The 24,426-nt window shown below is 44.1% G+C and carries 26 protein-coding genes and 1 riboswitch; of the genes, 14 read left to right on the forward strand and 12 right to left on the reverse strand.

Annotated features, from left to right (window positions below; all coding sequences use genetic code 11):
* Positions 1–99 precede the first annotated feature (99 nt).
* From fusA to zipA, 4 genes are all read right to left on the reverse strand, one after another.
* Positions 100–2,202 carry an elongation factor G gene (fusA, locus tag HMPREF9065_RS00205; protein ID WP_021617120.1) on the reverse strand — a complete coding sequence of 701 codons (2,103 nt, stop codon included), beginning with the start codon at positions 2,200–2,202 and terminating at the stop codon, positions 100–102.
* Between the two features lie 84 nt (positions 2,203–2,286).
* Entirely contained in the window at positions 2,287–2,757 is a 471-nt protein-coding gene (gene rpsG, locus HMPREF9065_RS00200; RefSeq protein ID WP_005555497.1) for a 30S ribosomal protein S7, read from the reverse strand.
* A gap of 160 nt (positions 2,758–2,917) precedes the next feature.
* Entirely contained in the window at positions 2,918–3,292 is a 375-nt protein-coding gene (rpsL, locus tag HMPREF9065_RS0109660; protein ID WP_033002815.1) for a 30S ribosomal protein S12, read from the reverse strand.
* 231 nt (positions 3,293–3,523) lie between these two features.
* Positions 3,524–4,543, reverse strand: coding sequence for a cell division protein ZipA (zipA, locus tag HMPREF9065_RS00195; RefSeq protein WP_033002816.1), 1,020 nt, complete (start codon positions 4,541–4,543; stop codon positions 3,524–3,526).
* A 142-nt stretch (positions 4,544–4,685) separates the two neighbouring features.
* On the opposite strand from zipA, the gene cysZ reads away from it, so the two are divergent.
* Both cysZ and cysK read left to right on the forward strand, forming a co-directional pair.
* Entirely contained in the window at positions 4,686–5,516 is an 831-nt protein-coding gene (cysZ, locus tag HMPREF9065_RS00190) for a sulfate transporter CysZ (RefSeq protein WP_021617125.1), read from the forward strand.
* A gap of 115 nt (positions 5,517–5,631) precedes the next feature.
* A complete protein-coding gene (gene cysK / locus HMPREF9065_RS00185) occupies positions 5,632–6,579 on the forward strand; it encodes a cysteine synthase A (RefSeq protein ID WP_021617126.1) in 948 nt (315 codons plus the stop codon).
* Between the two features lie 322 nt (positions 6,580–6,901).
* Here cysK and trpS read toward each other — a convergent pair whose 3' ends face one another.
* The 3 genes from trpS to rpe all read right to left on the reverse strand — a co-directional run bounded on the left by trpS (position 6,902) and on the right by rpe (position 9,379).
* Positions 6,902–7,906, reverse strand: a complete 1,005-nt coding sequence (gene trpS / locus HMPREF9065_RS00180) for a tryptophan--tRNA ligase (protein WP_021617128.1) — start codon at positions 7,904–7,906, stop codon at positions 6,902–6,904.
* 121 nt (positions 7,907–8,027) lie between these two features.
* Positions 8,028–8,702 carry a phosphoglycolate phosphatase gene (locus tag HMPREF9065_RS00175; RefSeq protein ID WP_021617129.1) on the reverse strand — a complete coding sequence of 225 codons (675 nt, stop codon included), beginning with the start codon at positions 8,700–8,702 and terminating at the stop codon, positions 8,028–8,030.
* A gap of 2 nt (positions 8,703–8,704) precedes the next feature.
* Positions 8,705–9,379, reverse strand: a complete 675-nt coding sequence (gene rpe, locus HMPREF9065_RS00170; RefSeq protein WP_021617130.1) for a ribulose-phosphate 3-epimerase — start codon at positions 9,377–9,379, stop codon at positions 8,705–8,707.
* A gap of 154 nt (positions 9,380–9,533) precedes the next feature.
* On the opposite strand from rpe, the gene ftsB reads away from it, so the two are divergent.
* From ftsB to nlpD, 8 genes are read left to right on the forward strand one after another with little or no spacing between them, the layout of a single operon-like run.
* Positions 9,534–9,812: a cell division protein FtsB gene (ftsB, locus tag HMPREF9065_RS00165; protein WP_021617131.1), complete on the forward strand. Its 279-nt coding sequence runs from the start codon at positions 9,534–9,536 to the stop codon at positions 9,810–9,812.
* Positions 9,812–10,507 carry a 2-C-methyl-D-erythritol 4-phosphate cytidylyltransferase gene (ispD, locus tag HMPREF9065_RS00160; protein ID WP_021617132.1) on the forward strand — a complete coding sequence of 232 codons (696 nt, stop codon included), beginning with the start codon at positions 9,812–9,814 and terminating at the stop codon, positions 10,505–10,507. Before ftsB ends, ispD begins: the two co-directional genes overlap by 1 nt.
* Positions 10,504–10,983, forward strand: a complete 480-nt coding sequence (gene ispF, locus HMPREF9065_RS00155; protein WP_021617133.1) for a 2-C-methyl-D-erythritol 2,4-cyclodiphosphate synthase — start codon at positions 10,504–10,506, stop codon at positions 10,981–10,983. Before ispD ends, ispF begins: the two co-directional genes overlap by 4 nt.
* Positions 10,980–12,008 (forward strand): tRNA pseudouridine(13) synthase TruD, encoded by a 1,029-nt coding sequence (gene truD, locus HMPREF9065_RS00150; protein WP_021617134.1) that lies wholly within the window; start codon positions 10,980–10,982, stop codon positions 12,006–12,008. Before ispF ends, truD begins: the two co-directional genes overlap by 4 nt.
* Positions 12,005–12,745 carry a 5'/3'-nucleotidase SurE gene (gene surE, locus HMPREF9065_RS00145; RefSeq protein WP_021617135.1) on the forward strand — a complete coding sequence of 247 codons (741 nt, stop codon included), beginning with the start codon at positions 12,005–12,007 and terminating at the stop codon, positions 12,743–12,745. The genes truD and surE overlap by 4 nt, the downstream gene beginning before the upstream one ends.
* A 27-nt stretch (positions 12,746–12,772) precedes the next feature.
* The gene (locus HMPREF9065_RS00140) at positions 12,773–13,348 is read left to right on the forward strand and encodes a YqaA family protein (protein ID WP_021617136.1); all 576 of its coding nucleotides are present in this window, start codon (positions 12,773–12,775) and stop codon (positions 13,346–13,348) included.
* A gap of 13 nt (positions 13,349–13,361) precedes the next feature.
* The gene (locus tag HMPREF9065_RS00135; protein ID WP_021617137.1) at positions 13,362–13,559 is read left to right on the forward strand and encodes a hypothetical protein; all 198 of its coding nucleotides are present in this window, start codon (positions 13,362–13,364) and stop codon (positions 13,557–13,559) included.
* 11 nt (positions 13,560–13,570) lie between these two features.
* Positions 13,571–14,779 carry a murein hydrolase activator NlpD gene (nlpD, locus tag HMPREF9065_RS00130; RefSeq protein WP_033002818.1) on the forward strand — a complete coding sequence of 403 codons (1,209 nt, stop codon included), beginning with the start codon at positions 13,571–13,573 and terminating at the stop codon, positions 14,777–14,779.
* A 149-nt stretch (positions 14,780–14,928) separates the two neighbouring features.
* On the opposite strand, the gene HMPREF9065_RS00125 is transcribed toward nlpD, so the two are convergent.
* From HMPREF9065_RS00125 to nadR, 3 genes are all read right to left on the reverse strand, one after another.
* Complete coding sequence (locus tag HMPREF9065_RS00125; RefSeq protein WP_021617140.1) at positions 14,929–16,158, reverse strand: aromatic amino acid transporter; 1,230 nt, start codon at positions 16,156–16,158, stop codon at positions 14,929–14,931.
* Between the two features lie 101 nt (positions 16,159–16,259).
* A complete protein-coding gene (locus HMPREF9065_RS00120; protein WP_021617141.1) occupies positions 16,260–16,943 on the reverse strand; it encodes a metallophosphoesterase family protein in 684 nt (227 codons plus the stop codon).
* Positions 16,944–16,955: 12 nt separating this feature from the next.
* Positions 16,956–18,227 (reverse strand): multifunctional transcriptional regulator/nicotinamide-nucleotide adenylyltransferase/ribosylnicotinamide kinase NadR, encoded by a 1,272-nt coding sequence (gene nadR, locus HMPREF9065_RS00115; protein WP_021617142.1) that lies wholly within the window; start codon positions 18,225–18,227, stop codon positions 16,956–16,958.
* Between the two features lie 231 nt (positions 18,228–18,458).
* Positions 18,459–18,605, forward strand: a riboswitch (FMN riboswitch).
* Between the two features lie 106 nt (positions 18,606–18,711).
* On the opposite strand from nadR, the gene ribB reads away from it, so the two are divergent.
* Entirely contained in the window at positions 18,712–19,353 is a 642-nt protein-coding gene (gene ribB, locus HMPREF9065_RS00110; protein ID WP_033002819.1) for a 3,4-dihydroxy-2-butanone-4-phosphate synthase, read from the forward strand.
* Positions 19,354–19,586: 233 nt separating this feature from the next.
* Here the strand turns inward: ribB and HMPREF9065_RS00105 are convergent, their stop codons facing one another.
* Positions 19,587–20,090, reverse strand: coding sequence for a surface-adhesin E family protein (locus HMPREF9065_RS00105; RefSeq protein WP_033002820.1), 504 nt, complete (start codon positions 20,088–20,090; stop codon positions 19,587–19,589).
* Between the two features lie 182 nt (positions 20,091–20,272).
* Between HMPREF9065_RS00105 and purM the strand changes: the two genes are divergently transcribed.
* Both purM and purN read left to right on the forward strand, forming a co-directional pair.
* Complete coding sequence (purM, locus tag HMPREF9065_RS00100; protein WP_033002821.1) at positions 20,273–21,313, forward strand: phosphoribosylformylglycinamidine cyclo-ligase; 1,041 nt, start codon at positions 20,273–20,275, stop codon at positions 21,311–21,313.
* Positions 21,313–21,957, forward strand: a complete 645-nt coding sequence (purN, locus tag HMPREF9065_RS00095) for a phosphoribosylglycinamide formyltransferase (protein WP_021617146.1) — start codon at positions 21,313–21,315, stop codon at positions 21,955–21,957. The genes purM and purN overlap by 1 nt, the downstream gene beginning before the upstream one ends.
* A 51-nt stretch (positions 21,958–22,008) precedes the next feature.
* Here purN and sodA read toward each other — a convergent pair whose 3' ends face one another.
* Entirely contained in the window at positions 22,009–22,653 is a 645-nt protein-coding gene (sodA, locus tag HMPREF9065_RS00090; RefSeq protein ID WP_033002822.1) for a superoxide dismutase [Mn], read from the reverse strand.
* Positions 22,654–22,874: 221 nt separating this feature from the next.
* Here sodA and HMPREF9065_RS00085 point away from each other — a divergent pair.
* The coding region (locus tag HMPREF9065_RS00085) for a pertactin-like passenger domain-containing protein (protein WP_021617148.1) at positions 22,875–24,426 on the forward strand (1,552 nt) is incomplete at its 3' end.

Consider the following 24,426-nt stretch of genomic DNA (forward strand, 5'->3'; position numbering starts at 1 on the left):
TGCGGTTTTGTACGTTCAAATTTTTCTTTAGACACGATTAAGTTTCCTCAATGTATAAGTCCACAAGCCGGAATGGCTTGTGGATTTAGTTAAACAAAATTATTTTTTACGAGCTTCAATAACTGCTTCAGCCACGTTTTTCGGTGCTTCAGCATATTTCAATGGTTCCATTGAGTAGGAAGCACGACCTTGAGTTTGGGAACGTAAGTCAGTTGCATAACCAAACATTTCAGAAAGCGGCACTTCAGCGTCGATTTTAACAACGAATTCGTTTGCTTCTTGACCGTTCACCATTGCGCGACGACGGCTCAAGTCACCGATTACGTCACCCACATACTCAGGTGGGGTTTCTACTTCAACTTTCATGATTGGCTCAAGTAAAACTGGGTTTGCTTTTGCGAATGCCGCTTTAAATGCTAAAGATGCTGCAAGTTTAAACGCCAATTCAGAGGAGTCCACATCATGATATGAACCGAAGTGTAAACGAACACCGATATCAACTACTGGATAACCTGCTAATGGACCAGATTTAAGTTGCTCTTGAATACCTTTGTCAACAGCAGGGATGTATTCACCAGGGATGACACCACCTTTAATTTCGTTAACAAATTCGTAACCCGGACCTTCAGGCTCTAATGGATATAAGTCGATAACAACGTGGCCATATTGACCGCGACCACCAGATTGTTTTGCGTGTTTACCTTCTACATCGTTAACACGAGTACGAATTGTTTCACGGTAAGATACTTGTGGTTTACCAATGTTAGCTTCCACTTTGAATTCACGTTTCATACGGTCAACGATGATATCCAAGTGTAACTCACCCATACCGGAAATAATAGTTTCACCAGATTCTTCATCAGTGTGAACACGGAATGACGGGTCTTCTTGTGCAAGACGGCCTAATGCAAGACCCATTTTTTCTTGGTCTGCTTTTGTTTTTGGTTCTACTGCAACAGAGATTACCGGCTCAGGGAATTCCATACGTTCAAGGATGATTGGTGCTTCGATTGCACATAATGTATCACCTGTTGTTACATCTTTTAAGCCGATTGCCGCAGCGATATCGCCCGCGCGAACTTCTTTAATTTCTTCACGTTTATTTGCGTGCATCTGTACAATACGACCAAAACGTTCACGTTTTTGACGTACAGAGTTTAATACGGTATCACCAGAATTAATTACACCGGAATATACACGGAAGAAAGTCAAGTTACCTACGAATGGGTCAGTTGCAATTTTGAACGCTAATGAAGAGAATGGCTCTTCATCGCTTGCATGACGCTCACCTTCAGTTTCGTCAGGGTTGATACCTTTGATTGCTGGAATATCTGTTGGTGCCGGTAAGTATTCAACAACCGCATCAAGCATAGCTTGAACACCTTTGTTTTTGAATGCTGAACCACAAGTTACCAAGATGATTTCGTTTGCTAATACGCGTTGACGAAGACCTGCTTTGATCTCTTCTTCGCTTAACTCTTCACCACCAAGATATTTTTCCATTAACTCTTCGGAAGCTTCTGCTGCTGCTTCAACAAGGTTTTGACGCCATTCTTCGCAAGCGGCTTGCATATCTGCAGGCACATCTTCATAAGTGAAAGTCATCCCTTGGTCAGCTTCATTCCAGTTAATTGATTTCATTTTGATCAAATCAACAACACCGGTAAAGTTTTCCTCTGAACCCACAGGTAATTGAAGAGGAACCGCATTTGCACCTAAACGGGTTTTTAATTGATCAACCACGCGTAGGAAGTTAGCGCCAGTACGGTCCATTTTGTTTACGAACGCGATACGTGGAACTTGATATTTGTTTGCTTGACGCCATACAGTTTCAGACTGAGGTTGAACACCGCCAACCGCACAGTAAACCATTACCGCACCATCAAGAACACGCATTGAACGTTCTACTTCAACAGTAAAGTCTACGTGTCCCGGAGTATCGATAACGTTGATACGGTGTTGCGGGAACTGTTGTGACATACCAGACCAGAATGCAGTTGTTGCCGCAGAGGTAATGGTAATACCACGTTCTTGTTCCTGTTCCATCCAGTCCATGGTTGCTGCACCATCGTGTACTTCACCAATTTTGTGACTTACACCGGTGTAGAATAAGATACGTTCAGTGGTAGTAGTTTTACCTGCATCAATATGCGCACTAATACCAATATTACGATATCTTTCGATAGGGGTTGTACGAGCCATTATTATAACCTTGTTTAATTTAATATCAGTTTATATAAGGGTAAGGCTTCATCTAAGATGAAGCCCTTAAATCTTAAAAGCGAATTACCAACGATAATGAGCAAATGCTTTATTAGCTTCAGCCATACGGTGAACATCTTCACGTTTCTTAACTGCCGCACCTTTATTTTCAGATGCATCAGATAATTCGTTCGCTAAGCGTAAAGCCATGGATTTATCACCGCGTTTACGTGCTGCTTCAACGATCCAACGCATACCTAATGCGTTACGACGAACTGGACGTACCTCAACTGGCACTTGGTAAGTAGAACCACCTACACGGCGGGATTTTACTTCCACAGTTGGACGTACGTTTTCTAATGCTGCTTCAAAAGCTTCTAAAGCTTCTTTACCGGTACGTTGAGCTAATGTGTCTAACGCGTTATAAACGATAGATTCTGCGATAGATTTTTTACCATCTACCATGATGACATTGATAAATTTAGCAAGTAATTCTGAACCGAACTTCGGATCCGGTAAAATCTTGCGTTGTTCAATACTACGACGACGTGGCATTGCGAATTTCTCCGTTTTATTATCTTCAGGATTACCCAAAACTCGTTTACAAGTCCCTCATTTTAATGAGAAATCTTGCTGTGCAAATGCACCTTTACTGGAGTCGTGGTTAATTAAATTTATGATTAATTAGCGTTTGGCCTTACTTAACGGAGAACCATTAAGCTTTAGGACGTTTAACGCCGTATTTAGAGCGACTTTGTTTACGATCTTTCACGCCTGCGCAGTCTAATGCGCCACGTACGGTGTGATAACGCACACCCGGTAAGTCTTTAACACGACCGCCACGGATAAGCACAACACTGTGCTCTTGAAGATTATGACCTTCACCGCCGATGTATGATGTTACTTCAAAACCATTGGTTAAACGAATACGGCATACTTTACGTAATGCTGAGTTCGGTTTTTTAGGTGTAGTTGTGTATACACGTGTGCATACACCACGTTTCTGCGGGCAAGCCTCTAATGCAGGAACGTTACTTTTTACAACCTTTTTCACACGCGGTTTGCGTACTAGCTGGTTGATTGTTGCCATTAAAAAACTCCAGTTTAATAAAAATTCATTAAAGAATGTTGTTTTACGAATCTGTTCAGACAAGAACAGACAGGGAATTCTAGTCTTCAAATCGGAAACTGTCAACAGATTCCACCATTTCAATCCGTCACTGCCGTTCTTAACAAAGGAAAGAAATGACCGCACGTTGAGTAGCACTACGAACCCAAAGTGCGGTCATATTTGGAAATGTTTTTAAACAGCTGGAATAAATTAAGCCACGCTAGCCAAGTATTCCTGTTCCGTATGATCGTTGAAGATCTCTTGTTTATCCGTTAACACGAAACCGCCAAGTTCATCAGCTAAATTGCGTGCGGCACGAATCATGGTTTTCAAGTTCACGATATCATTGCCCGGAGAAGGCAGTTCCATAAACAACACAATGCCAACAGTAGAAAAGTTTTCCATATCATAAGGATTAAAGGTATTCGGTTGGCGTAAGTTTGCTAAACTGAAGAGTACCGGGCTAGACGGCGTTAAATCTAAATGGCGATGATAAATATGACGATCACCAAAAATAAACCCGAGGCCCTCTAAGGCTTGTGCTAAGCGCGCACCATGAAATTCACGATTTTCCGGTGCAACCACATACAACATAACAAATGGCGGTTTACTACCCTTCAGTGCGTTATTTTCCACCGTTTCTGCAACATGGTTTTGTGATATTTCCTCATGAGACCGTTCTGTTTCAACCGACGTGAGCGATACCGTCGGTGTTTGATACTCTTCTTCCATTTGCGTCACAGACACACGGTTTGTATCTGCATAAGATTGGAATTGCACACTGCTTTGCGTCATTGCATTTAACGTATCAGGCTGTTGCTCCGGCGAGTTAAAAACGGCAGATTGCGTTGGCTGGGAAGCTTGATATTGAGGTTCAACACTATTATTAGACATGCCGCTTGGCAACGTAATTTTGATTTCATCGACCGCCCGTTCAATAGATTGCGTTCCTGTGCTATTTGGTACGGTTGTATCAAAATCTAAGTTTTGCTGTTGTGGTAAATTTTCTTCTACAAAGCTGTGCACGGGCTTATTAGCAATTGGCGGTTCTGCAGACGGTCTGGCGGCTTGATTCGGTGCCGTAAACCGATTCGGTTGATGATTTTGCGAGAACGTATTGGCATTTTGGAAGTATTGCGATTTCTCTCGGCGATTTGACCAAATGCCATGGACAACTAAGGCCAGCAGGGCAATTACCCCTAAAATAATCAAAATTGTATTTAAATCCATTACCGATTCTCCAATCATACAAAATTAACGCAACTTACATAAGTCTATCATGTTTTTATGAAATTGATGATAGGGTCTGCTTATTTATTGATTTTTTCTACCGCACTTTGTATTCTGAGCCTCTTTTCTGTGAGGGGAATTTATGTTAAATCAACAGGAAATCAAACTCGGTTTTGAATATTTTGTGACCGGTTGGCATTTAATTCAGCAAAAAGGTTTGCGCCGTTTTGCCGTTATGCCGGTGTTATTAAATATCCTATTGCTGGGCGGCTTGTTTATTGCCTTTGTGTTTCAAATCAAAGATGTTGTCAGCCATCTGATGGATTATATGCCTTCTTGGTTAAGTTGGTTGGGCGGTATTTTGCCGATACTCATTATCGGCATGATTTTAGTGTTGTATTATTTCATTTTTGCTACGTTATCGGGTTTTATTGCCGCGCCATTTAACGGTTTATTAGCCGAAAAAGTGGAAAAAATGATGACAGGCGAAGAGATTTCTAATGATTCTTTATGGGCGTTTATCAAAGATACACCGCGTATGTTGGCGCGGGAGTGGCAAAAGTTGATTTATAGCCTCCCTAAAATTATCGCCTTGTTTTTATTAAGTTTTGTTCCTTTAATCGGACAAACCGTGATTCCGCTGATCACGTTTTTATTTTCTGCTTGGATGATGGCTATTCAATATTGTGACTATCCTTTCGATAACCATAAAGTTCCTTTTGAACTAATGAAAAATGAGTTAGCTACGAAACGCAACATGACAGTAACATTTGGTGGATTGGTGTCTTTATGTATGCTCGTGCCGATTGTGAACTTGGTGGTTATTCCGGTGGCTGCATGTGGCGCAACCGCCATGTGGGTAAAAGAATATCGTCATCGCTTTAAATCCACGCCAGAATCGTCAAACGGTGCAAGTGCCAATATGTCCTTGAGCAAACCGCCAAAAAGTGATGGTCAACTGGTGCCTAAATAGCTTTTAGTTATCAAATAGAAGAATTGGCTATTTTTGGAGAAGAACATCTTGTGATAAAAATAGCACCACTTCCAGCGTAATACGCTATTCAGTCAGTTCATTAGGAGAACTCAACATGACTATTTATAACGATAATTCTTATTCTATCGGCAATACCCCATTAGTGCGTTTAAACCATTTCGGTAACGGCAATATCGTCGTTAAAATCGAAGGCCGTAACCCAAGTTACAGCGTAAAATGCCGTATTGGCGCCAACATGATTTGGCAAGCAGAAAAAGATGGCATTTTAACCAAAGATAAAGAAATCGTGGATGCTACCAGCGGCAACACCGGAATCGCCTTGGCGTATGTGGCGGCTGCACGTGGATATAAAATTACCTTAACCATGCCGGAAACCATGAGTACCGAACGTAAACGTTTATTACGCGGTTTAGGTGTCAATTTAGTGCTAACTGAAGGCGCAAAAGGCATGAAAGGTGCCATCGCCAAAGCAGAAGAAATTGTGGCATCCAACCCAAATCATTATGTGATGTTAAAACAATTTGAAAATCCGGCAAACCCTGAAATTCACCGAAAAACCACCGGTGAAGAAATTTGGAAAGACACCGAAGGCAAGGTTGATGTTGTGGTTGCCGGTGTTGGCACAGGCGGGACGATTACCGGTATTTCTCGCGCCATCAAATTAGATCACGGTAAACCAATCATCTCCGTTGCGGTTGAACCGACTGAATCCCCGGTGATCACCCAAACCCTTGCCGGACAAGAACTGAAACCGGGTCCGCATAAAATTCAAGGAATTGGCGCCGGCTTTATTCCGAAAAACCTTGATCTTTCATTAATTGATCGCGTAGAAACAGTGGATAGCGACACTGCTATTGCAACAGCTCGTCGTTTAATGGCGGAAGAAGGTATTTTAGCGGGAATTTCCTCCGGTGCTGCTGTTGCCGCTGCGGATCGTCTAGCCAAATTACCTGAGTTCAAGGACAAGTTAATTGTCGTCATTCTACCGTCTGCATCAGAACGGTATTTGAGTACTGCACTCTTTGACGGTATTGAGATTTAATGACGATCCAATAACATAAAAAAGATCAACGCGTCTGGTAAGCTTATTAAATAGCAGTTTTGCCAGACGCTTTTATTCTTATGCATTTCCTTGTCGCTATTTTCCTCCAAAAGGCAACCACACAATGGTTCTCATCCTAAAGCCAAGCCCTCTCTATTGACCTTTGGAATAATCTTTAAACAGAGGCATCATTAGCAAGATTAACATTGAAAAACGTGGCCTTTTTTGACCGCACTTTACAATGAATCGCTCGACACGCCATTAAAAAAGCTGCTTTGCCATGGGGCAAAACAGCTTTCTTTTTTATCTTTAGCGCTTCGACTTATTTCGCCGCAATAAACCCAATGGCGTCATACACTTTCGCTAACGTTTCTTGTGCACGTGCTTTGGCTTTTTCCGCACCGTCTTTAGCAATTTGGAGGAGTAATTCCTCGTTATTGCGGAAATGATGGTAGCGTTCTTGCAATGTGGTCAACATGGCGGAAACCTCGTCGGCGACAGCACCTTTCAAGTGACCATACATTTTGCCTTCAAATTCTTGTTCAAGTTCCGCGATGGTTTTGCCGCTCACGCCGGAAAGAATGTCGAGAAGATTGGACACGCCCGCTTTATTTTTCACATCATAACGAATCACCGGTGGCTCGTCGGAGTCGGTTACCGCGCGTTTGATTTTCTTCGCGACTGCTTTCGGGTCTTCTAATAAGCCGATAACGTTGTTACGGTTTTCATCGGATTTGGACATTTTCTTTTCCGGCTCTAGCAAGGACATTACGCGTGCGCCTGCTTTCGGGATGAACACTTCCGGCACAGCAAAGTGCGGTCCGTATAAGGCATTAAAACGTTGCGCGATGTCGCGGGTGATTTCCAAATGTTGTTTTTGATCTTCGCCTACCGGCACTTGGTTGGCTTGGTAAAGCAAAATGTCTGCCGCCATTAACACCGGATAAGTGAACAAACCTACATTGATATTTTCTGCATAACGGGCGGATTTGTCTTTAAATTGGGTCATGCGGCTCATTTCGCCGAAATACGTGTAGCAGTTTAACACCCAAGCCAATTGCGCGTGTTCCGGTACATGAGATTGAATGAAAATCGTAGATTTTGCCGGGTCGATACCGCAGGCCAAATATAACGCCAACACGTCCAAGGTGGCTTTGCGTAATGCCGCCGGATCTTGGCGTACGGTGATGGCGTGTTGATCCACGATACAGAACAAGCATTCGTAATCATCCTGCATTTTCACCCACTGACGCAACGCACCGAGGTAGTTACCGATAGTCAATTCACCTGATGGCTGTACGCCGCTGAACACAATAGGTTTGCTCATTTTTACATCCTTAATTTTTAAATCTTATTGTTGATAGCGCAAGCGTCCACGCTTGTGCTGTAGCCAAAATTAAATAAAGGCACAAACGTGGAGGTTTGCGCCATCCATTCAGAAGAATCAATCAAACAAGCGTCAATAACGCCGCGAAATCCTCAAACACCCAATCGGGATGGGATTCAGCAATCGGAATATTGTAGTTGTAACCGTAGGTTAATCCCACCACCGGACAGCCGGCATTATGCGCGGCAATAATGTCGTTGCGGGAATCGCCGACGAACAGCACTTGTTTTGGGTATAAACCGAATTTACCGCATAAATAGAACAGCGGGCCCGGGTGCGGTTTGATGGCCGGTAACGATTGTCCGCCCAACACTTCATCAAATAACTCTTCAATGCCGAAAGCCTTCAACACCGGACGGGTATGTTGGGTCGGTTTATTGGTAACCACAGCCAAACGGTAACCTTTAGCTTTAAGTTTCTGCAAAGTCTCTTTCACTTGAGGGAATAAACGGCTGCGATTGCAGATATTTTCGCCGTAAAAGACATTAAAACGCTCTTTTAATGTGGCAATTTGGCCTTCCGTCAAGGTTTTGCCCGATTGTGCTGTTGCCCATTCTAACGCGCGGGCAATTAAAATCTGCGCACCGTTGCCAATCCAAGTGAGCACCAACGCTTCAGGCGCTTGTGGCAAATCGAATTCTGCTAACGCTGAATTCACGGATAGCGCCAAATCAGGCAGACTGTCCACCAAGGTGCCATCCAAATCGAAACCGATTAATTTAAACTGTCCTGTCATGCTTATTTTCCTACTGCGGCTAACTGTTGACGCATTTCATCAATGACTTTTTTATAGTCCGGCTGATCGAAAATCGCCGATCCGGCAACGAACATATCCGCACCGGCGCGGGCAATTTCCGCAATATTGCTGACTTTCACGCCGCCATCCACTTCTAAACGAATATCCAATCCGCTCTCATCAATGCGTTTTCTTGCCTGTTTCAGTTTTTCTAAGGTTGCCGGAATGAAAGATTGTCCGCCAAAGCCCGGATTCACCGACATCAGTAAAATGATATCCACTTTGTCCATCACATAATCCAAATAACTTAACGGCGTGGCAGGGTTGAACACCAAACCGGATTTACAACCGTTATCGCGGATAAGTTGCAAAGTGCGGTCGATATGTTCGGAGGCTTCCGGATGGAAGGTAATGTAGCTGGCACCGGCTTTAGCGAAATCGGGGATAATGCGATCCACCGGTTTCACCATCAAATGCACATCAATCGGCGCAGTGATACCATAATCGCGTAAGGCTTTGCACACGGCAGGCCCGAAAGTTAAGTTCGGGACATAATGGTTATCCATCACATCAAAATGCACGACATCACCACCGCACTTTAAGACATTTTCCACATCTTCACCCAAACGCGCTAAGTCCGCAGAAAGAATGGAAGGAGCAATTAAATAGGGTTTCATGGGGCACCTCACAAGCTATTAAAAATTGCCTTATCTTACTACGATACACCTCAATTTTTAAGAAATTATTCGGCACCGGACGGGCAATATCGCATTTTGGTGCAATTCAAGGTAAACTACGCGCAATTTTTTCGATTCGATTTATTATTTTTTTATGCGCTTATTTATTTCTTTACTCATCGCAGTGTTATTGCTGTTCCAATACGATTTTTGGTTCGGCAAAAACGGCTATTGGGATTATCAAGCTACCACCAAAGAAATCGCCGTCCATCAACAGGAAAATGAAAAACTTTCCCAACGAAATCAAATCATTGCTGCAGAAATTAAAGACTTAAAAGAAGGGGTGGATGCCATTGAAGAACGCGCCCGTTTACAGCATGAAATGGTGAAACCAAACGAAACTTTCTATCACATCGTCAAAGAACACAAATAATGACCTCAAATCGCAAGATTATCGCCGTTGTACCGGCGGCCGGCATTGGCAGTCGGATGCAAGCGGACAAACCGAAACAATACCTTCCTATTCACGGACAACCCATTTTGCAGCACACCTTAAACGTGTTGCTTTCTTATCCACACATCAGCCAAATCGTATTGGCAGTGGCTGCCGATGATCCTTACATTGCTCAACTTAACCTGACACAAAACCCCAAAATTACGTTAGTCGAAGGTGGAGAAAACCGTGCGGATTCAGTGTTAAACGGATTAAAAGCCATCAAAAATGCCGGCACGGATGTTTGGGTGATGGTGCATGATGCGGCACGTCCTTGCTTAACGCACGGCGATTTAGACAAATTGCTTGAAATTAACGATGACAACGGCGCGATTTTGGCGATTCCAGCGACGGATACCATCAAGCGTGCCCTATCTTCACTGCAAATTGCTCACACTGAAGATCGCAGCCAACTTTGGTTAGCACAGACGCCTCAGTTTTTCCGCGCAGAGTTGTTACGAAATGCGTTAATCCAGGCGCAACAGCAGCAGCTTGCCGTGACTGACGAAGCCTCTGCCATGGAACTCGCGGGATTTCAACCGCACTTGGTGGCGGGACGTAGTGATAATATTAAAGTCACCCGCCCGGAAGATTTGGCGTTGGCAGAATTTTATTTAATGAGGAAGACAACATGATACGAATCGGCCATGGTTTTGACGTTCACGCTTTCGGCACCGACAATCCGCTCATTATCGGCGGCGTCACCATTCCCTTTGACAAAGGCTTTATCGCCCATTCCGACGGCGATGTGGCGCTCCATGCGCTGACCGATGCCTTACTTGGCGCTGTCGCCTTGGGTGACATCGGCAAGCTGTTCCCCGACACGGATATACAATACAAAGGCGCAGACAGCCGCGTGTTATTACGGGAAGCATACCGCCAAGTACAGGAAAAAAGCTATGTCGTCGGCAATGTGGATGTAACCATCATTGCGCAAGCACCGAAAATGCGCCCGCATATTGACGCCATGCGCACCCTGATCGCACAGGATTTGTCTATCGATATCGAACAAGTGAATGTCAAAGCCACCACCTCGGAAAAGCTGGGTTTTACTGGTCGCGGTGAAGGCATTGCCTGCGAAGCCGTGGCATTGTTGGTACGCAAACCATGATGGACTTAGCCTATCTGCAAAAAACACCGCCAAAACAGACCGCACTTTTAAAAGCAGAGTGTGCGGATTTTGTAGTGAAAGAACAGCTCGGCTACAACATGAGCGGTGATGGCGAATTTGTCGCTATAAAAGTACGCAAAACCGATTGCAACACCTTGTTTGTAGGCGAGCAACTGGCAAAATTCGCCGGTATTTCTGCCCGCAACATGAGCTACGCCGGTTTGAAAGATCGTAAAGCTATTACCGAGCAATGGTTCAGTCTGCAAATGCCAGGACAACCAACACCAGATTTCAATCAATTTTCCCTCGAAGGGGTAGAAATTCTGGATGTCACCCGCCACCAACGGAAAATTCGTATCGGTAGCCTACAAGGCAATCATTTTGAGATTTTGCTCCGTAACGTCGAAGAAACCGACGAACTCAAAGAGCGGTTAGATTTTCTGGCAAAAAATGGCTTCCCGAATTATTTCACCGAACAACGTTTTGGCCGTGATGGCAATAACTTAACGCAGGCGTTACGCTGGGCAAACGGCGAAATTAAAGTCAAAGATCGCAATAAGCGTAGCTTCTATCTTTCCGCTGCACGCAGCGAAATTTTCAATTTAATCCTGTCCAAACGGATGGAATTGAACTTGGCACAGCAGATTTTGGTCGGCGATGTTTTGCAACTGAACGGTTCGCACAGCTGGTTTGTGGTGGACGAGTCGGAAGATTTGGTACAGCTGCAACGACGCTTGGCGCAACAAGATGTTTTACTCACTGCGCCACTTATCGGAGAAGAAGGGAAAAGTGCGGTGGATTTTGAAAATGAAATTTTCGCCCAACATCAAGCATTGTTTGATTTAATGCGACAAGAACGCATGAAAGCCGCCCGTCGCGCCATTTTAATGCAACCGCAACATTTTCAATGGCAGTTTGAGCCAAACGGCTTGCGCTTGAAATTTTATTTACCGGCGGGCAGTTATGCCACTGCGCTCATTCGCGAACTGGTCAACGTAGAAAATGAAAACACAGGAAGAATATGAATATTTTATTGAGTAATGACGACGGTATTCACGCGCCGGGTATTCGCGCCATGGCAGATGCCTTGCGCAAGATCGCCAACGTCACCATCGTCGCCCCTGACAGCAACCGCAGTGCCGCCTCGAGTTCGTTAACATTAGTGAAACCATTACAACCGTTACATTTGGAAAGTGGCGATTATTGTGTTAACGGCACACCCGCCGATTGCGTTCACATTGCGCTCAACGGTTTTCTTTCCGGGCGCATCGATTTAGTGGTATCCGGCATTAACGCCGGCGCAAACTTGGGGGACGATGTATTGTATTCCGGTACCGTGGCCGCCGCCTTTGAAGGGCGTCATCTTGGCTTACCGTCTATTGCGGTGTCTCTTGACGGCCGTCAACATTTTGAAACGGCAGCCCGTGTGGTATGCGAACTCGTCCCTAAATTACATTCTCAATTATTGGGCAAACACGAAATTCTTAATATTAATGTGCCGGATGTGCCTTATGAAGAGCTCAAAGGCATTAAAGTCTGCCATTTGGGTTACCGTTCTGCGTCTGCCGAAGTCATTAAACAACAAAGTCCCCGTGGCGAAGATATTTATTGGATCGGGTTGAGCGGATTACCGGAATATGAGGGCGAAGGCACGGATTTTCATGCAGTAAAAAACGGCTATGTGTCCATCACGCCAATTCAAGTGGACATGACGGCGCACCACTCAATTAAGGCTTTACAACATTGGTTAGAAAGTGAATAATTTCGCCTTTCAGCATAAGGAAAGTAAATGAATTTATTTGGCGCAATGTACGATAAAACCATGGCTTGGTCGAAACACCGTTTCGCCCCATTTTGGTTATCGTTCGTCAGTTTTATCGAAGCAATTTTCTTCCCCATTCCGCCGGATGTCATGCTTATCCCAATGTCCATGTCAAAACCACAAAGTGCGGTGAAATTTGCCTTATTTACGGCGATTGCTTCCGTGTTGGGTGGCATGATCGGCTATGCATTGGGTTATTATGCGTTTGATTTTGTAGAACATTACATTAACCAATGGGGCTATCAAGCACATTGGCAAACTGCCGTTCAATGGTTTGAAAAATGGGGCATTTTAGTGGTGTTTGTGGCAGGTTTCTCACCAATTCCTTACAAGGTTTTCACCATCTGTGCCGGCGTGATGCAAATGGCATTTTTACCCTTTGTCATCACCGCATTTATTTCCCGTGCGGCAAGGTTCTTATTGGTCGCCAAATTAGCGGCTTGGGGTGGCGAAAAATTTGCAGCGAAACTGCGCAAATCCATTGAAGTCATCGGTTGGTCGGTGGTGATTTTAGCCGTTGTCGCTTATTTTATTTTACGTTAATCAAGGTTATACAATGAATAAACTGATTTTGTTATTGTCTATGGCACTGACAGCCTGTTCATGGGATGCTGATGAGCCAATTCAAGAAAAGAAAGATAAAGATGCGCTTCCGCCGGGTATCATGCAGCCGGTAGAAGGCACCGGCGCTATCGCAGGCGGTAGTTGGATGCCGGAAATTCAACAACAACGTATGCCAATCAATATGCAATAAGGAATATTTTTATGAAAAAGTCTTTTTTACTTTTACCTATTACGGTGGCTATTCTTACAGCCTGTAGTTCAGACGCGCCGGCACCGGTAGAAAACGCAGATGGCACCTTATCCCCGGGCATCATGCAACCGGTGGACAATCCCTCTATGGGCGGCAATACCAGCTGGGAGCCTCAAATTCAACAAAGTAGCGTTCCGAATAGCATGAACGGTCCAATACCACAAACACCGGCACAACCTGCTCAAGCTGCACCACAGCCGAATTTCCAGCCGACGTATCAACCGCAGCCGGCACCAAAACCACAACCGGCGCCGGCAGTGCAAAATAAACCGCAGCAAACTTCGCAAGATTTTACGATTCCGCGCAATCCGGAAACCAATGCGCCGGATTACAGCCAAATCAATAAAGGTTTCTACAAAGGTGAAACTTACACTGTGCGTAAAGGCGATACCATGTTCCTTATCGCGTACATTTCCGGTTTGGATGTGAAAGAATTAGCGGCATTAAACAATTTGTCGGAGCCCTATCAGCTCAACGTGGGTCAAGTGATGAAAATTTCATCCAATCGTCCACAAAATGTAGCATCTTCCGCAGCAGTCAATACACCTGCCGCCGCACCACAGGCTACTATGCCGACTGCGCCTGAAAGCAAACCGGCGGAACCTGTGGTCACTTACACACCGGGTGCCAACGGCACTCAATATGGTTCAGACGGCACCATTACCGGGCCGGTAAAAGCCACCGTGGGCACTGTGCCGCCGAAAAATGTACCGCTTATTACACAAAATACACCGGCACAGCCATCTCCTTCATCTCAACCGTCTGTAGACACAGCACCAGCCAATTCCGGTGTCGTGTGGAATTGGCCGACAAACGGCAGCATTATTCAAGGTTTCTCCAATGCTGACGGAGGCAACAAAGGGATTGATATTAGCGGTTCTAAAGGTCAAGCGGTTAATGCTGCCGCCAGTGGTCAAGTGGTTTACGCCGGTAATGCGTTGCGTGGTTATGGTAATTTGATCATCATTAAACACAGCGATGACTTTCTCAGTGCCTACGCACACAATGATCGTATTTTGGTCAAAGATCAACAAATGGTCAGCGCCGGACAACAAATCGCCAAAATGGGGAACACCGGCACAGATGGTGTGAAACTTCACTTTGAGATCCGTTACAAAGGCAAATCCGTCGATCCAACCCGTTATTTACCACGACGTTAATCGTCCTAATTACAGGTTTATCTAAAACACAAGTGCGGTCAAAAAAACACTTCGTTTTTTGACCGCACTTTTTTTTGCGAACATAAAAAAGGCGGATTCCAACAAACCCACCCTTGTGTTTACGTAATGATTTGCTTGTGCCTTTATCCTTAGCCAATGACTTGTGGCAAGAAACCGGCTTGGATCAAGAAAGGAATGGCAATGATAAGAAGTCCGATAATTAGCGCAAACACCAACATTCCATTTCCGCCAGCGACACGGTATGGCAAATTTTTATGTTGTTGTCTTACACGCCATGCCAAACCAATAGGCAAAATGAGGCAATAAAACGCACATAGCAAACCGGCATAACCTAAAGCAGCAATAAATCCGTTCGGGTAGAACAAGGCAAAAGCCAACGGCGGAATGAAGGTTGCCATGGTTAAACTCAAGCGATTTGCCGGAATTTTTGCTCGTTTGAATAAATCATTTAGTCCTTCAAATAAACCAAGTGCGACACCTAAAAACGACGTAATTAATGCAAGCGAATAAAACACAGGCAAAATGCGACTTAACACATCGCTACCGGTGAGCGTTTTGGTAGCATTAATCAAACCGGTCAATGTTGGATTCTCTTTTAAGATAGTCACAAATTCATTTTGATTGAAAATACCGTGCGTGGCTAATTGCCACAATAAATAAGCACTTAATGGAATGGCCGTGCCAAGAATAATGGCAGTTCTAAAACGCTTCACATCACCGTCTAAGTAACTGTTGATACTGCCCATCACCACATGGAAGCCGTAAGAGGTAAAAAATACCGGGCCGGCAGACAAAATTAAGGCGTAATCTAACGGCATTTCCATTAAATTCATCGGCACGACTTCCGGCAACATCATGGCAAGCACGATAATAAACACGAAAATTTTGCCGGAAAATAACAGACGCGTAATGCCATCAACACCATTCGTACCGATGACAACAAATGCCCCAAGAATAATGGTAAAGAGCAAAATTGAAGTTTTAAGATGCGTCCCCTCTTCGCCAAAAAGATTCGCCGGCAAGGCACTGGCTAACAATTCTCCACCACCGGTCATATATGCTGCCGATAAGGCATAAAGCAAGACAAATAAAGACACCGTGGAAATAATACGTCCCGGCATACCGAAATAATTTTCTGCTAAGGTGGCGACACCGTCGTCTTTGCGTTTCGCGGTTTGATAAACCTCCACAAAGAGCAGTCCGCTATAGGCAAGAAGCAACCAAAGCCCGATCAATAAGACCGCAGTAAATCCGAAACCGATGCCGGCTGAAGTGAGCGGCATTGCCAACATCCCGGCGCCAATGGCGGTGCCGGCAATAATTAAGGCACTGCCCAGTGTTTTATTTTTTAATAACATAAGATCATCCTAAAAAAGTGGAGGCGTATTATCGCATAAAATTCCCCAAGATTAAGGGGATGTATGAAAGTGCGGTGGTATTTTCAGGTGTTTTTGACCGTTTACACGCCTCGGTCATCCACCCCAACATAAAGATAGCGACCGGCTTCATCACATAGACTGCGAAAACCGACGTTGATAATTTGATAAGGCTGTTTTGAGTCGGCGTAATCAAAATTCTCATGGTGGTGGCCATGGTAAATTTGTTGTACGCCCATTTTTTCTGCCAGTTGATTAATCACAGCAAAGCCTGATGGATGAGGTTTCGGCGCTTCATGGCAAATTAAAATATCCGCTTGTTGCGTTTCCAATACCTCAATATCCGATGGAAAAATTGACGTACGGTGACGTAACGGCACACCGCCTCGCCAGATTCTTTCCTGAGAACAATATTGGCAATAATGGATGGGATCAAAAAACATCGGTTTATTTGGTGGCATCCAAATTTGTCCGCGAAAAACGCCGCCTAAACCGGCAATCCGTTTCCCTTGAATGTTCTGCACCCGCCCATGCAAGTTACGCTGTTTCCATTCTGTTCCCCACAACGCTTCAAACGCCTCAACGGTCTTGCTGTCATGATTGCCGTGAATAAACCACAAATCCGCCAGTTGCGCCAGCTTTTCTAACGGTTCCGGCGTAGTGAGTTGTAAATCGCCAAGAATGACCAGCGCCACATCCTGTTGGGTTTTTAGGAACGGATAAAGGTGATCAAAACTACCATGGGGATCGCCTGCAAATAAAATCATACGTACTCGAATTTAAAAAAGGGAATGCCCATGCTCACTGTTGAGCTCCGGCAGTTCTTCTTCATTGAGAATTTTTTCAACAATCACTTTGACTTGGTTATAACGCTCCAAATAGCTTGGCGATTCAATTTCAATGTAAGGCACATTGTATTTATCGAGCAATTTTTTTAAGAGTTGTTGGAACCGCTGCCGTTGTTTTTGGCTTCCCAAGCTGCGTAAACCATCGTCCACCCATTGCGTATTGTTGTTGAGCAAAATGGTGACATCGAAAGGATATTCCTTGATCATGGAATCTAAAAACGGATGGGCTTTACCTTCATATTGAATGCAAAAGGCTTGCGTGGTGATGAAATCCGTATCAATAATGGCGACCTTATGAGCGTGACGCACAGCATAGTCAATGTAACGTTGATGCCCCAGCGCCATTTGCGGGTAATCGGAATATTGCATAGCCTGCTCATTCCCCCCCAGTTGCTCAAACACGAATTCACGACCATATTCCCATGCGGATGTGGTGTTGAATACCGTCGCTAATTTGTTGACCAGAACGCTTTTCCCGCTGCTTTCGCCACCTAAAATCGCAATGGTTTTGGCGAAGAACGGACGCACTTCTTTCGGGATAAATTTCCAATAATGGAAAGGGTGATTCCGAATTTTAGTCGCAGAAACATTAAAGAATTCCCGCTTAGGATCCACTAAAGAGACGTCCAGATTTAAATACTTTTCATAAGGCGCTTTATCTTGCACTTCGCTACTGAAGACCACACTTGGCGTAAATCCCTTGTCTTTGAATAATTCCTTGACCCGACTCGCCCATTCCGGCCAACCGTTCGGGTAGCTGGCGATGCCATCTTCCACTAAATGATGAATAAAAATATGATTTTTCTGATATTTAAAAATTTGTTGCATCCAGCGCAAACGATCTTGCACCGTTGGCATTCGTTTCATTTTGCTATCATAAAATAGCTTTAAATCCCGTTCCGTATCGCTACACACAATCACGTGCACTTCATCCACTTTACTGAAGGCTTCGTAAATCATATTAATGTGGCCGGTATGAACAGGATAAAATTTTCCGAAAATTACTCCGACTTTTTTATTATTCGGCTCATTAATTTGTAGCACACGATGCAACGCAGTTAATTTTGCGGCGCTAGGATTCTTAATTTTTCCACTCACTAATTGATTGAAATAAGCACGAGTGATATTCGCCTGTTGGCATATATCGCTTACTTTCAGGTTAAGCTGTTTACGTTTTTCTTGTAAGTATTGGAAAGTTGACATACTTATTTCCTTATTTAACCTCGTTGTTGAGGCAAAAGTGCGGTGATTTTTGGTAACGTTTTATAAAAAGCACAACACACCTTGATGCGCTTTAGTGCTGTCGCATAGCCTGCACTATTTTTGAAAAATATCGCATAAATGCCCTATTTTTATCTATTATCCGCACTATTTTGTGTAATTCAAGCATAAATAAAAACGTTTTTTATTCACAACCTTTGCGCTATACTACATCCGCATTCTCAGGGCAGGGCGAAATTCCCTACCGGTGGTAAATATGTTTACACATAAAGCCCACGAGCGTTTGCTTTTTTGGCAAAGTCAGCAGATTTGGTGAAACTCCAAAGCCGACAGTAAAAGTCTGGATGAAAGAGAATTTAGGCAACGTCATGCGTTGTTATCTTTACGGCAATGTATGATTTACACCGGCGATATTCCCTCATCAGCCCTGATTCTGGTATCTCAAGTTTTAACGAAGGAATTTACTATGAATCAGTCATTACTCTCCCAATTCGGCACGCCGGAACAACGTGTTATGTCAGCCATTCAGGCTTTTCAACAAGGCAATGGCGTCTTAGTGCTCGACGATGAAGATCGTGAAAATGAAGGCGATCTGATTTTTCCGGCAGAAACCATCACGCCTGAACAAATGGCGAAATTAATTCGCTACGGAAGTGGCATCGTGTGTTTATGTATCACTGATGAATTATGCCAACAATTGGATCTCCCACCGATGGTGGCCAATAATACCAGTGTGAATAAAACCGCCTTTACGATTTCAATCGAAGCAGCAAAAGGCGTTTCTACCGGTGTTTCCGCCGCCGATCGTGTAACAACCATTAAAACGGCGATTGCCGATGGCGCGAAACCATCCGATTTACATCGCCCAGGTCATATTTTCCCCTTGCGTGCAGCCAAAGGCGGTGTATTAGAACGTCGTGGTCATACGGAAGCCGCCATTGAATTAGCCCGTTTTGCCGGTTTTAAACCTGCCGGTGTCATTTGCGAAATCACCAATGACGACGGCACCATGGCTCGCGCACCGGAAATCGTCGCTTTTGCCAAACAACATCACTTCCCTGTTGTGACGATTGAAGATTTAGTCGCTTATAAATTACAAGGTGAATAACAACCCGCACGTAAAACGTGCGGTTTTTAGGCTCCCCTTTAGGATCTATACTTCACAAGCCCTAAAGGGGCTTGTGAAAACTGGTAACCGTGTTTATTTTCATATCACTATTTTAGTGAATCGTAGCGTGCAACTTGTTGCACGAAATCATGAATGCCCGAAAGAGTTAAATAACGTTCCGTGCGTAATTTGGTCGTGCATCAAGATGCACGCTACGAACTTGCCAACGAAATTTATTTTCGACGATACATATTGGCGCAGATGACTTCGCCTAAAATGTACAACGAAGATTGCGGTTGTAACGTAATCGTGTGCTGAGATTGACGTTTTGGCGCAGTACGAATGCCTTCTCCCCAGAAATCAGCATAAAAATCGCTACGCACATGCGTAAAATGATGATTCTCACAATTTAAGATCTTATATTGACGCATAGATTTGGCATATAACTTAGGATGCTCCTCAAAGACATATAACCCTTTATCTAAATTGATCACCGCATCAAAGTGAATAAGGCGTTTATCTTTGTTATCCACCCAAATGGAATCAGTATCAACATAATAAAAAATGCCCGGCATGAGCTGCAAGAAACCGACCTTTGTTTTCTTTGGTGGCGTGATGGAAACCTCTTCCTGCGCTTTTGCATCACCTTGCTGCGTGGATACCGATTTGTTCGAATGGGAGAAGGAAGTACAAGCTGCCAATAAAAGTGCGGTTAAAATGACGATCGTTTTTTTCATAGCAAACTCCTTTTTATTCCGAACGGTTCCTATGTGGTTCATTTTGTCATAATTTCCACCTAATAGCTAATTGAAACCTCGCCTTGAGAGAAAAATCCGTTTCACACCTCGCAAACGATTGCGTAAGCGTGTACAATGGCGCTCTCATTCATTTTATTTTCATAAATCAACGGGAAGCCATCGTGAGTACACCATCCTTAAGTTACAAAGATGCCGGCGTGGATATCAATGCCGGTAACGAATTAGTTGAGCGTATTAAACCTGACGTCAAACGCACTACTCGCCCTGAAGTCATCGGCGGCTTGGGCGGATTTGGTGCGTTATGTGCGATTCCGGCGAAATACAAAGAACCGATTTTGGTGTCCGGCACCGATGGCGTTGGCACAAAATTACGTTTAGCCATTGATTTAAATCGTCACGACAGCATTGGTATTGATCTTGTCGCCATGTGCGTAAACGACTTGGTGGTGCAAGGTGCCGAACCGTTGTTCTTCCTGGATTATTACGCCACCGGTAAATTAGACGTGGAGGTTGCCGCCAGCGTGATTAAAGGCATTGCCAACGGCTGTGAACAATCCGGTTGCGCCTTGGTTGGCGGTGAAACGGCTGAAATGCCGGGGATGTATCACCAAGGTGATTACGACCTCGCCGGTTTCTGCGTGGGTGTGGTGGAAAAATCCGAAATCATTGACGGAAGCCAAGTCAAAGTCGGCGATGCGTTAATCGCCCTAGGATCCAGTGGGCCACATTCCAACGGTTATTCACTCATTCGTAAAGTCATTGATGTTGCCGGCGTAAATCCTGCCGAAGCACAACTTGACGGTCGTTCTTTAGCGGATCACTTGCTGGCTCCAACCAAAATTTATGTGAAATCGATTTTACAACTGATCAAACACGTTGATGTTCACGCTATCGCCCACTTAACCGGCGGCGGTTTCTGGGAAAATATCCCGCGCGTCTTGCCTAACAGTGTCAAAGCGGTGATTAACGAGAACAGCTGGCAATGGCCAGCAGCCTTCGATTGGTTGCAACAGCATGGCAACATCACCGACCACGAAATGTACCGCACCTTTAACTGCGGCGTCGGCATGATTGTGGCGCTGCCGAAAGAAGATGTAGAAACTGCTCTAGGACTGCTCCAACAAGCAGGAGAGAAAGCGTGGGTCATCGGTGAAATTCAACATCTTGCCCAAGACGATAAAGAACAAGTTATTATTCGTTAATGAAGAAAATCGTTGTTCTCATTTCCGGTTATGGCGCGAATTTACAGGCGATCATTGATGCTTGCCAATCGCGCTATATCAATGCCGAAATCATCGGCGTATTCAGCAATCAAGCAGATGCCTTTGGACTGCAACGCGCCCAAAGTGCGGGTATTTTTCACCGCACTTTTTTGCGCCGTGATTACGCCGATAACCTCGACATGGATCGCCATATTGGTGATGAAATCGACAATCTCGGTGCAGATTTAATTGTGCTTGCCGGCTACATGAAAATTCTGAGCGCAGAATTCACCCGACGCTTTGCAGGAAAAATTCTCAACATTCACCCTTCCTTATTGCCGAAATACGCTGGGTTGCATACTTACCAACGCGCCATAGATGCCGGTGAAACGGAACACGGCATGACCATTCATTTTGTGAATGAAGAAGTGGACGGCGGCGCCATTGTATTACAAGCCAAAGTGCCGATTTTCCCTGATGATGACATCACGGACATTGAAGAACGGGTAAAAACACAAGAAATTCGGTTTTATCCCTTAGTGATAAAATGGTTTGTGGACGGGCGTTTAACGCAAAAAGGCGATAGTGCTTATTTAGATGGGAGCTTGTTGCCACCGCAAGGTTACGCAGTGGATGAATCCTAAACGTCATCTACACAATTTCTGTGTAGATGACGACATGAGGCTGACTTAAAATTAGTGGTGAGCGTCGGCTAATGCTTTTTCAAAGCGTTCGTTCGCAAAATCCCAGTTGATCACATTCCAGAATTCTTTGATGTAGTCCGGACGGCGGTTTTGGAATTTCAAATAGTAAGCGTGTTCCCAAACGTCTAAACCGAAGATTGGTGTGCCTGAACAGCCAGCAAATTCTTTACCCATAATTGGGTTGTCTTGGTTTGCTGTAGAAACCACCGCAAGTTTGCCGTTTTCTAACACTAACCATGCCCAACCGGAACCGAAACGGGTCGCTGCCGCTTTTTCAAATTCCGCTTTGAAGTTTTCAACAGAGCCAAAATCACGTTCAATGGCGTCTTTTAATGCGCCTTTTAGCGTAGTACCTTTTTTCAAACTTTTCCAGAATAAGCTGTGGTTTAAGTGGCCGCCTGCGTTGTTGCGTAATGCCGGGCGTTTTTCAGGCGCAACTTCATGTAAATGAGCCAATAATTTACCCGGGCAACCGCCGGCAAGTTCTTGTAATTCCGGGGAGTTTTCTAACACTGCGTTCGCATTATTGACATACGCTTGGTGGTGTTTGGAGTGGTGGATTTCCATGGTTTGCGCATCAAAATGAGGTTCTAATGCGTCATAAGCATAACCTAATTCAGGTAAAGTATAAGCCATAATTTTTTCCTTTTGTTTGAGTAAATTCATGTTTAAAAACAAGGCGGATCATAGCATGAAATTTGATTAAGATCATTAAATGCTGTAATCGGAAAATAACTTGTTGTTGAGCTAAAAGGGGCATTTTTAGTAGAATTTGCCGATAAATTCCACGTGATATTTTTAGTGCTAAGAATCATAAAATACACGTGTCTCTTGATTAATCACGACAAGGTACGAAGATGAAAAACACGTCAAAAACACACCGCACTTTTCCGTTAAGTTTAGTGGCTGCGGCATTAAGTTTAGCCCAATCAACATGGGCGGTAGATCTCACTTGCAATACGCCAACCGGTTGTATATATAACCACGGACCTAACAGCGAATGGCTCATTAACAAAACACCGACGGCATACAAAAATGCGCTAAATATCACCGTTGAAGCAGGAAATTATCAAAATAAAGCAAAAACAGAAAATGGGGCTGATCGCTCCCTAGGTCAACCTAGTCAATCAACGGATTTTTTGTTTAGTGTTTATGATTCAACAGCACAAGGGAATGTCATCACCTTAAAATCAGGCGTTAAAGCAACACTCAAAGAGGATTATACGTCTAGCCAATTACTGGATGCATATGGCACAACAGCAAATTTAGAAAAGGGTGTCAAACTCATTGTTGACCAAAACTTCTCTCAAATTCACAAGATTCCTGATGCTTACGGTGAATTTGACGGCAATGCTGCAATTCGCTCCTATCATTCAACCATCAATACACAAGCAGACATTGAGCTCAATAATGACGGTTCAAATGCAATTGAATCGAGACAAGCATCGATCATTAATTCTTCGAATCATCAAATCACGATGAATGGTAAAGACAACACAGCGTATGCGCTTAACGAAAAAGACATTGTGAACATTGAGAACGTGACCGTTAACGGCAATCAGGATTTGCAATCTGTTTTTGATATTGCCACTGATCTCCCTGACACGCAAAGTGTTAACGCTAAAAAGTTAAACGCCTCGTTAAACGATAAAAGTACCTTCATGGAAACCTATGAAGGTGGTTCACCAACGGTTAACTTAACTGATTCTCACATTAAAGCCGGTTATGGATTGATTTTGGGGACATTAGGTCAAGAACGCACAATCACTCTAAACTTACATAACACCGAATTAAATACCACTAAAGCACTCGTTTCTATCAATGATCCGAATTTCCCATTTGAGGAAGACGAGGAAGACATTGCCAATAAAGCCACGTTCCATGTACAACTTCTTGCTGATAACAACTCTAAACTGAGTGGCGCAATTATTGAAAACCCACAAAAACCGGCAAACACTGAAGTAAACGTCACATTAGCCAACAGCCAGTGGCGTTTTAATCAATCGAGTATTCTTCATCACTTGAATACGCAAAATTCAACGGTCAAATTTGAACCGACATCGGAATATAAAACGTTAACGATTAAAGGTGATCTCACTGGCTCCGCCACATTTGATCTCAATACCAATATCGCTGAAAATAAAACCGATAAAATCGTTGTGAAAGGAAAAGCGGAAGGTGATCATCACCTTAATGTGACGGATCACGGCGCTCATGTGGCAAACGGTAAAGTAACCTTAGTTGAAACCAACAGCGGAAATGCAAAATTTCACTTAGCGAATGCCAATGGTTATGTGGCGCTCGGTGCTTATAAATACTTCTTAACCCCTGAAGGGAAAAATTGGGTGTTAGCGCACTCACAAAGCGCAGTCACACCACAGCCACAGCCACAGCCACAGCCACAGCCAC

The sequence above is a fragment of the Aggregatibacter sp. oral taxon 458 str. W10330 genome, assembly GCF_000466335.1.
GTDB lineage: Bacteria > Pseudomonadota > Gammaproteobacteria > Enterobacterales > Pasteurellaceae > Aggregatibacter.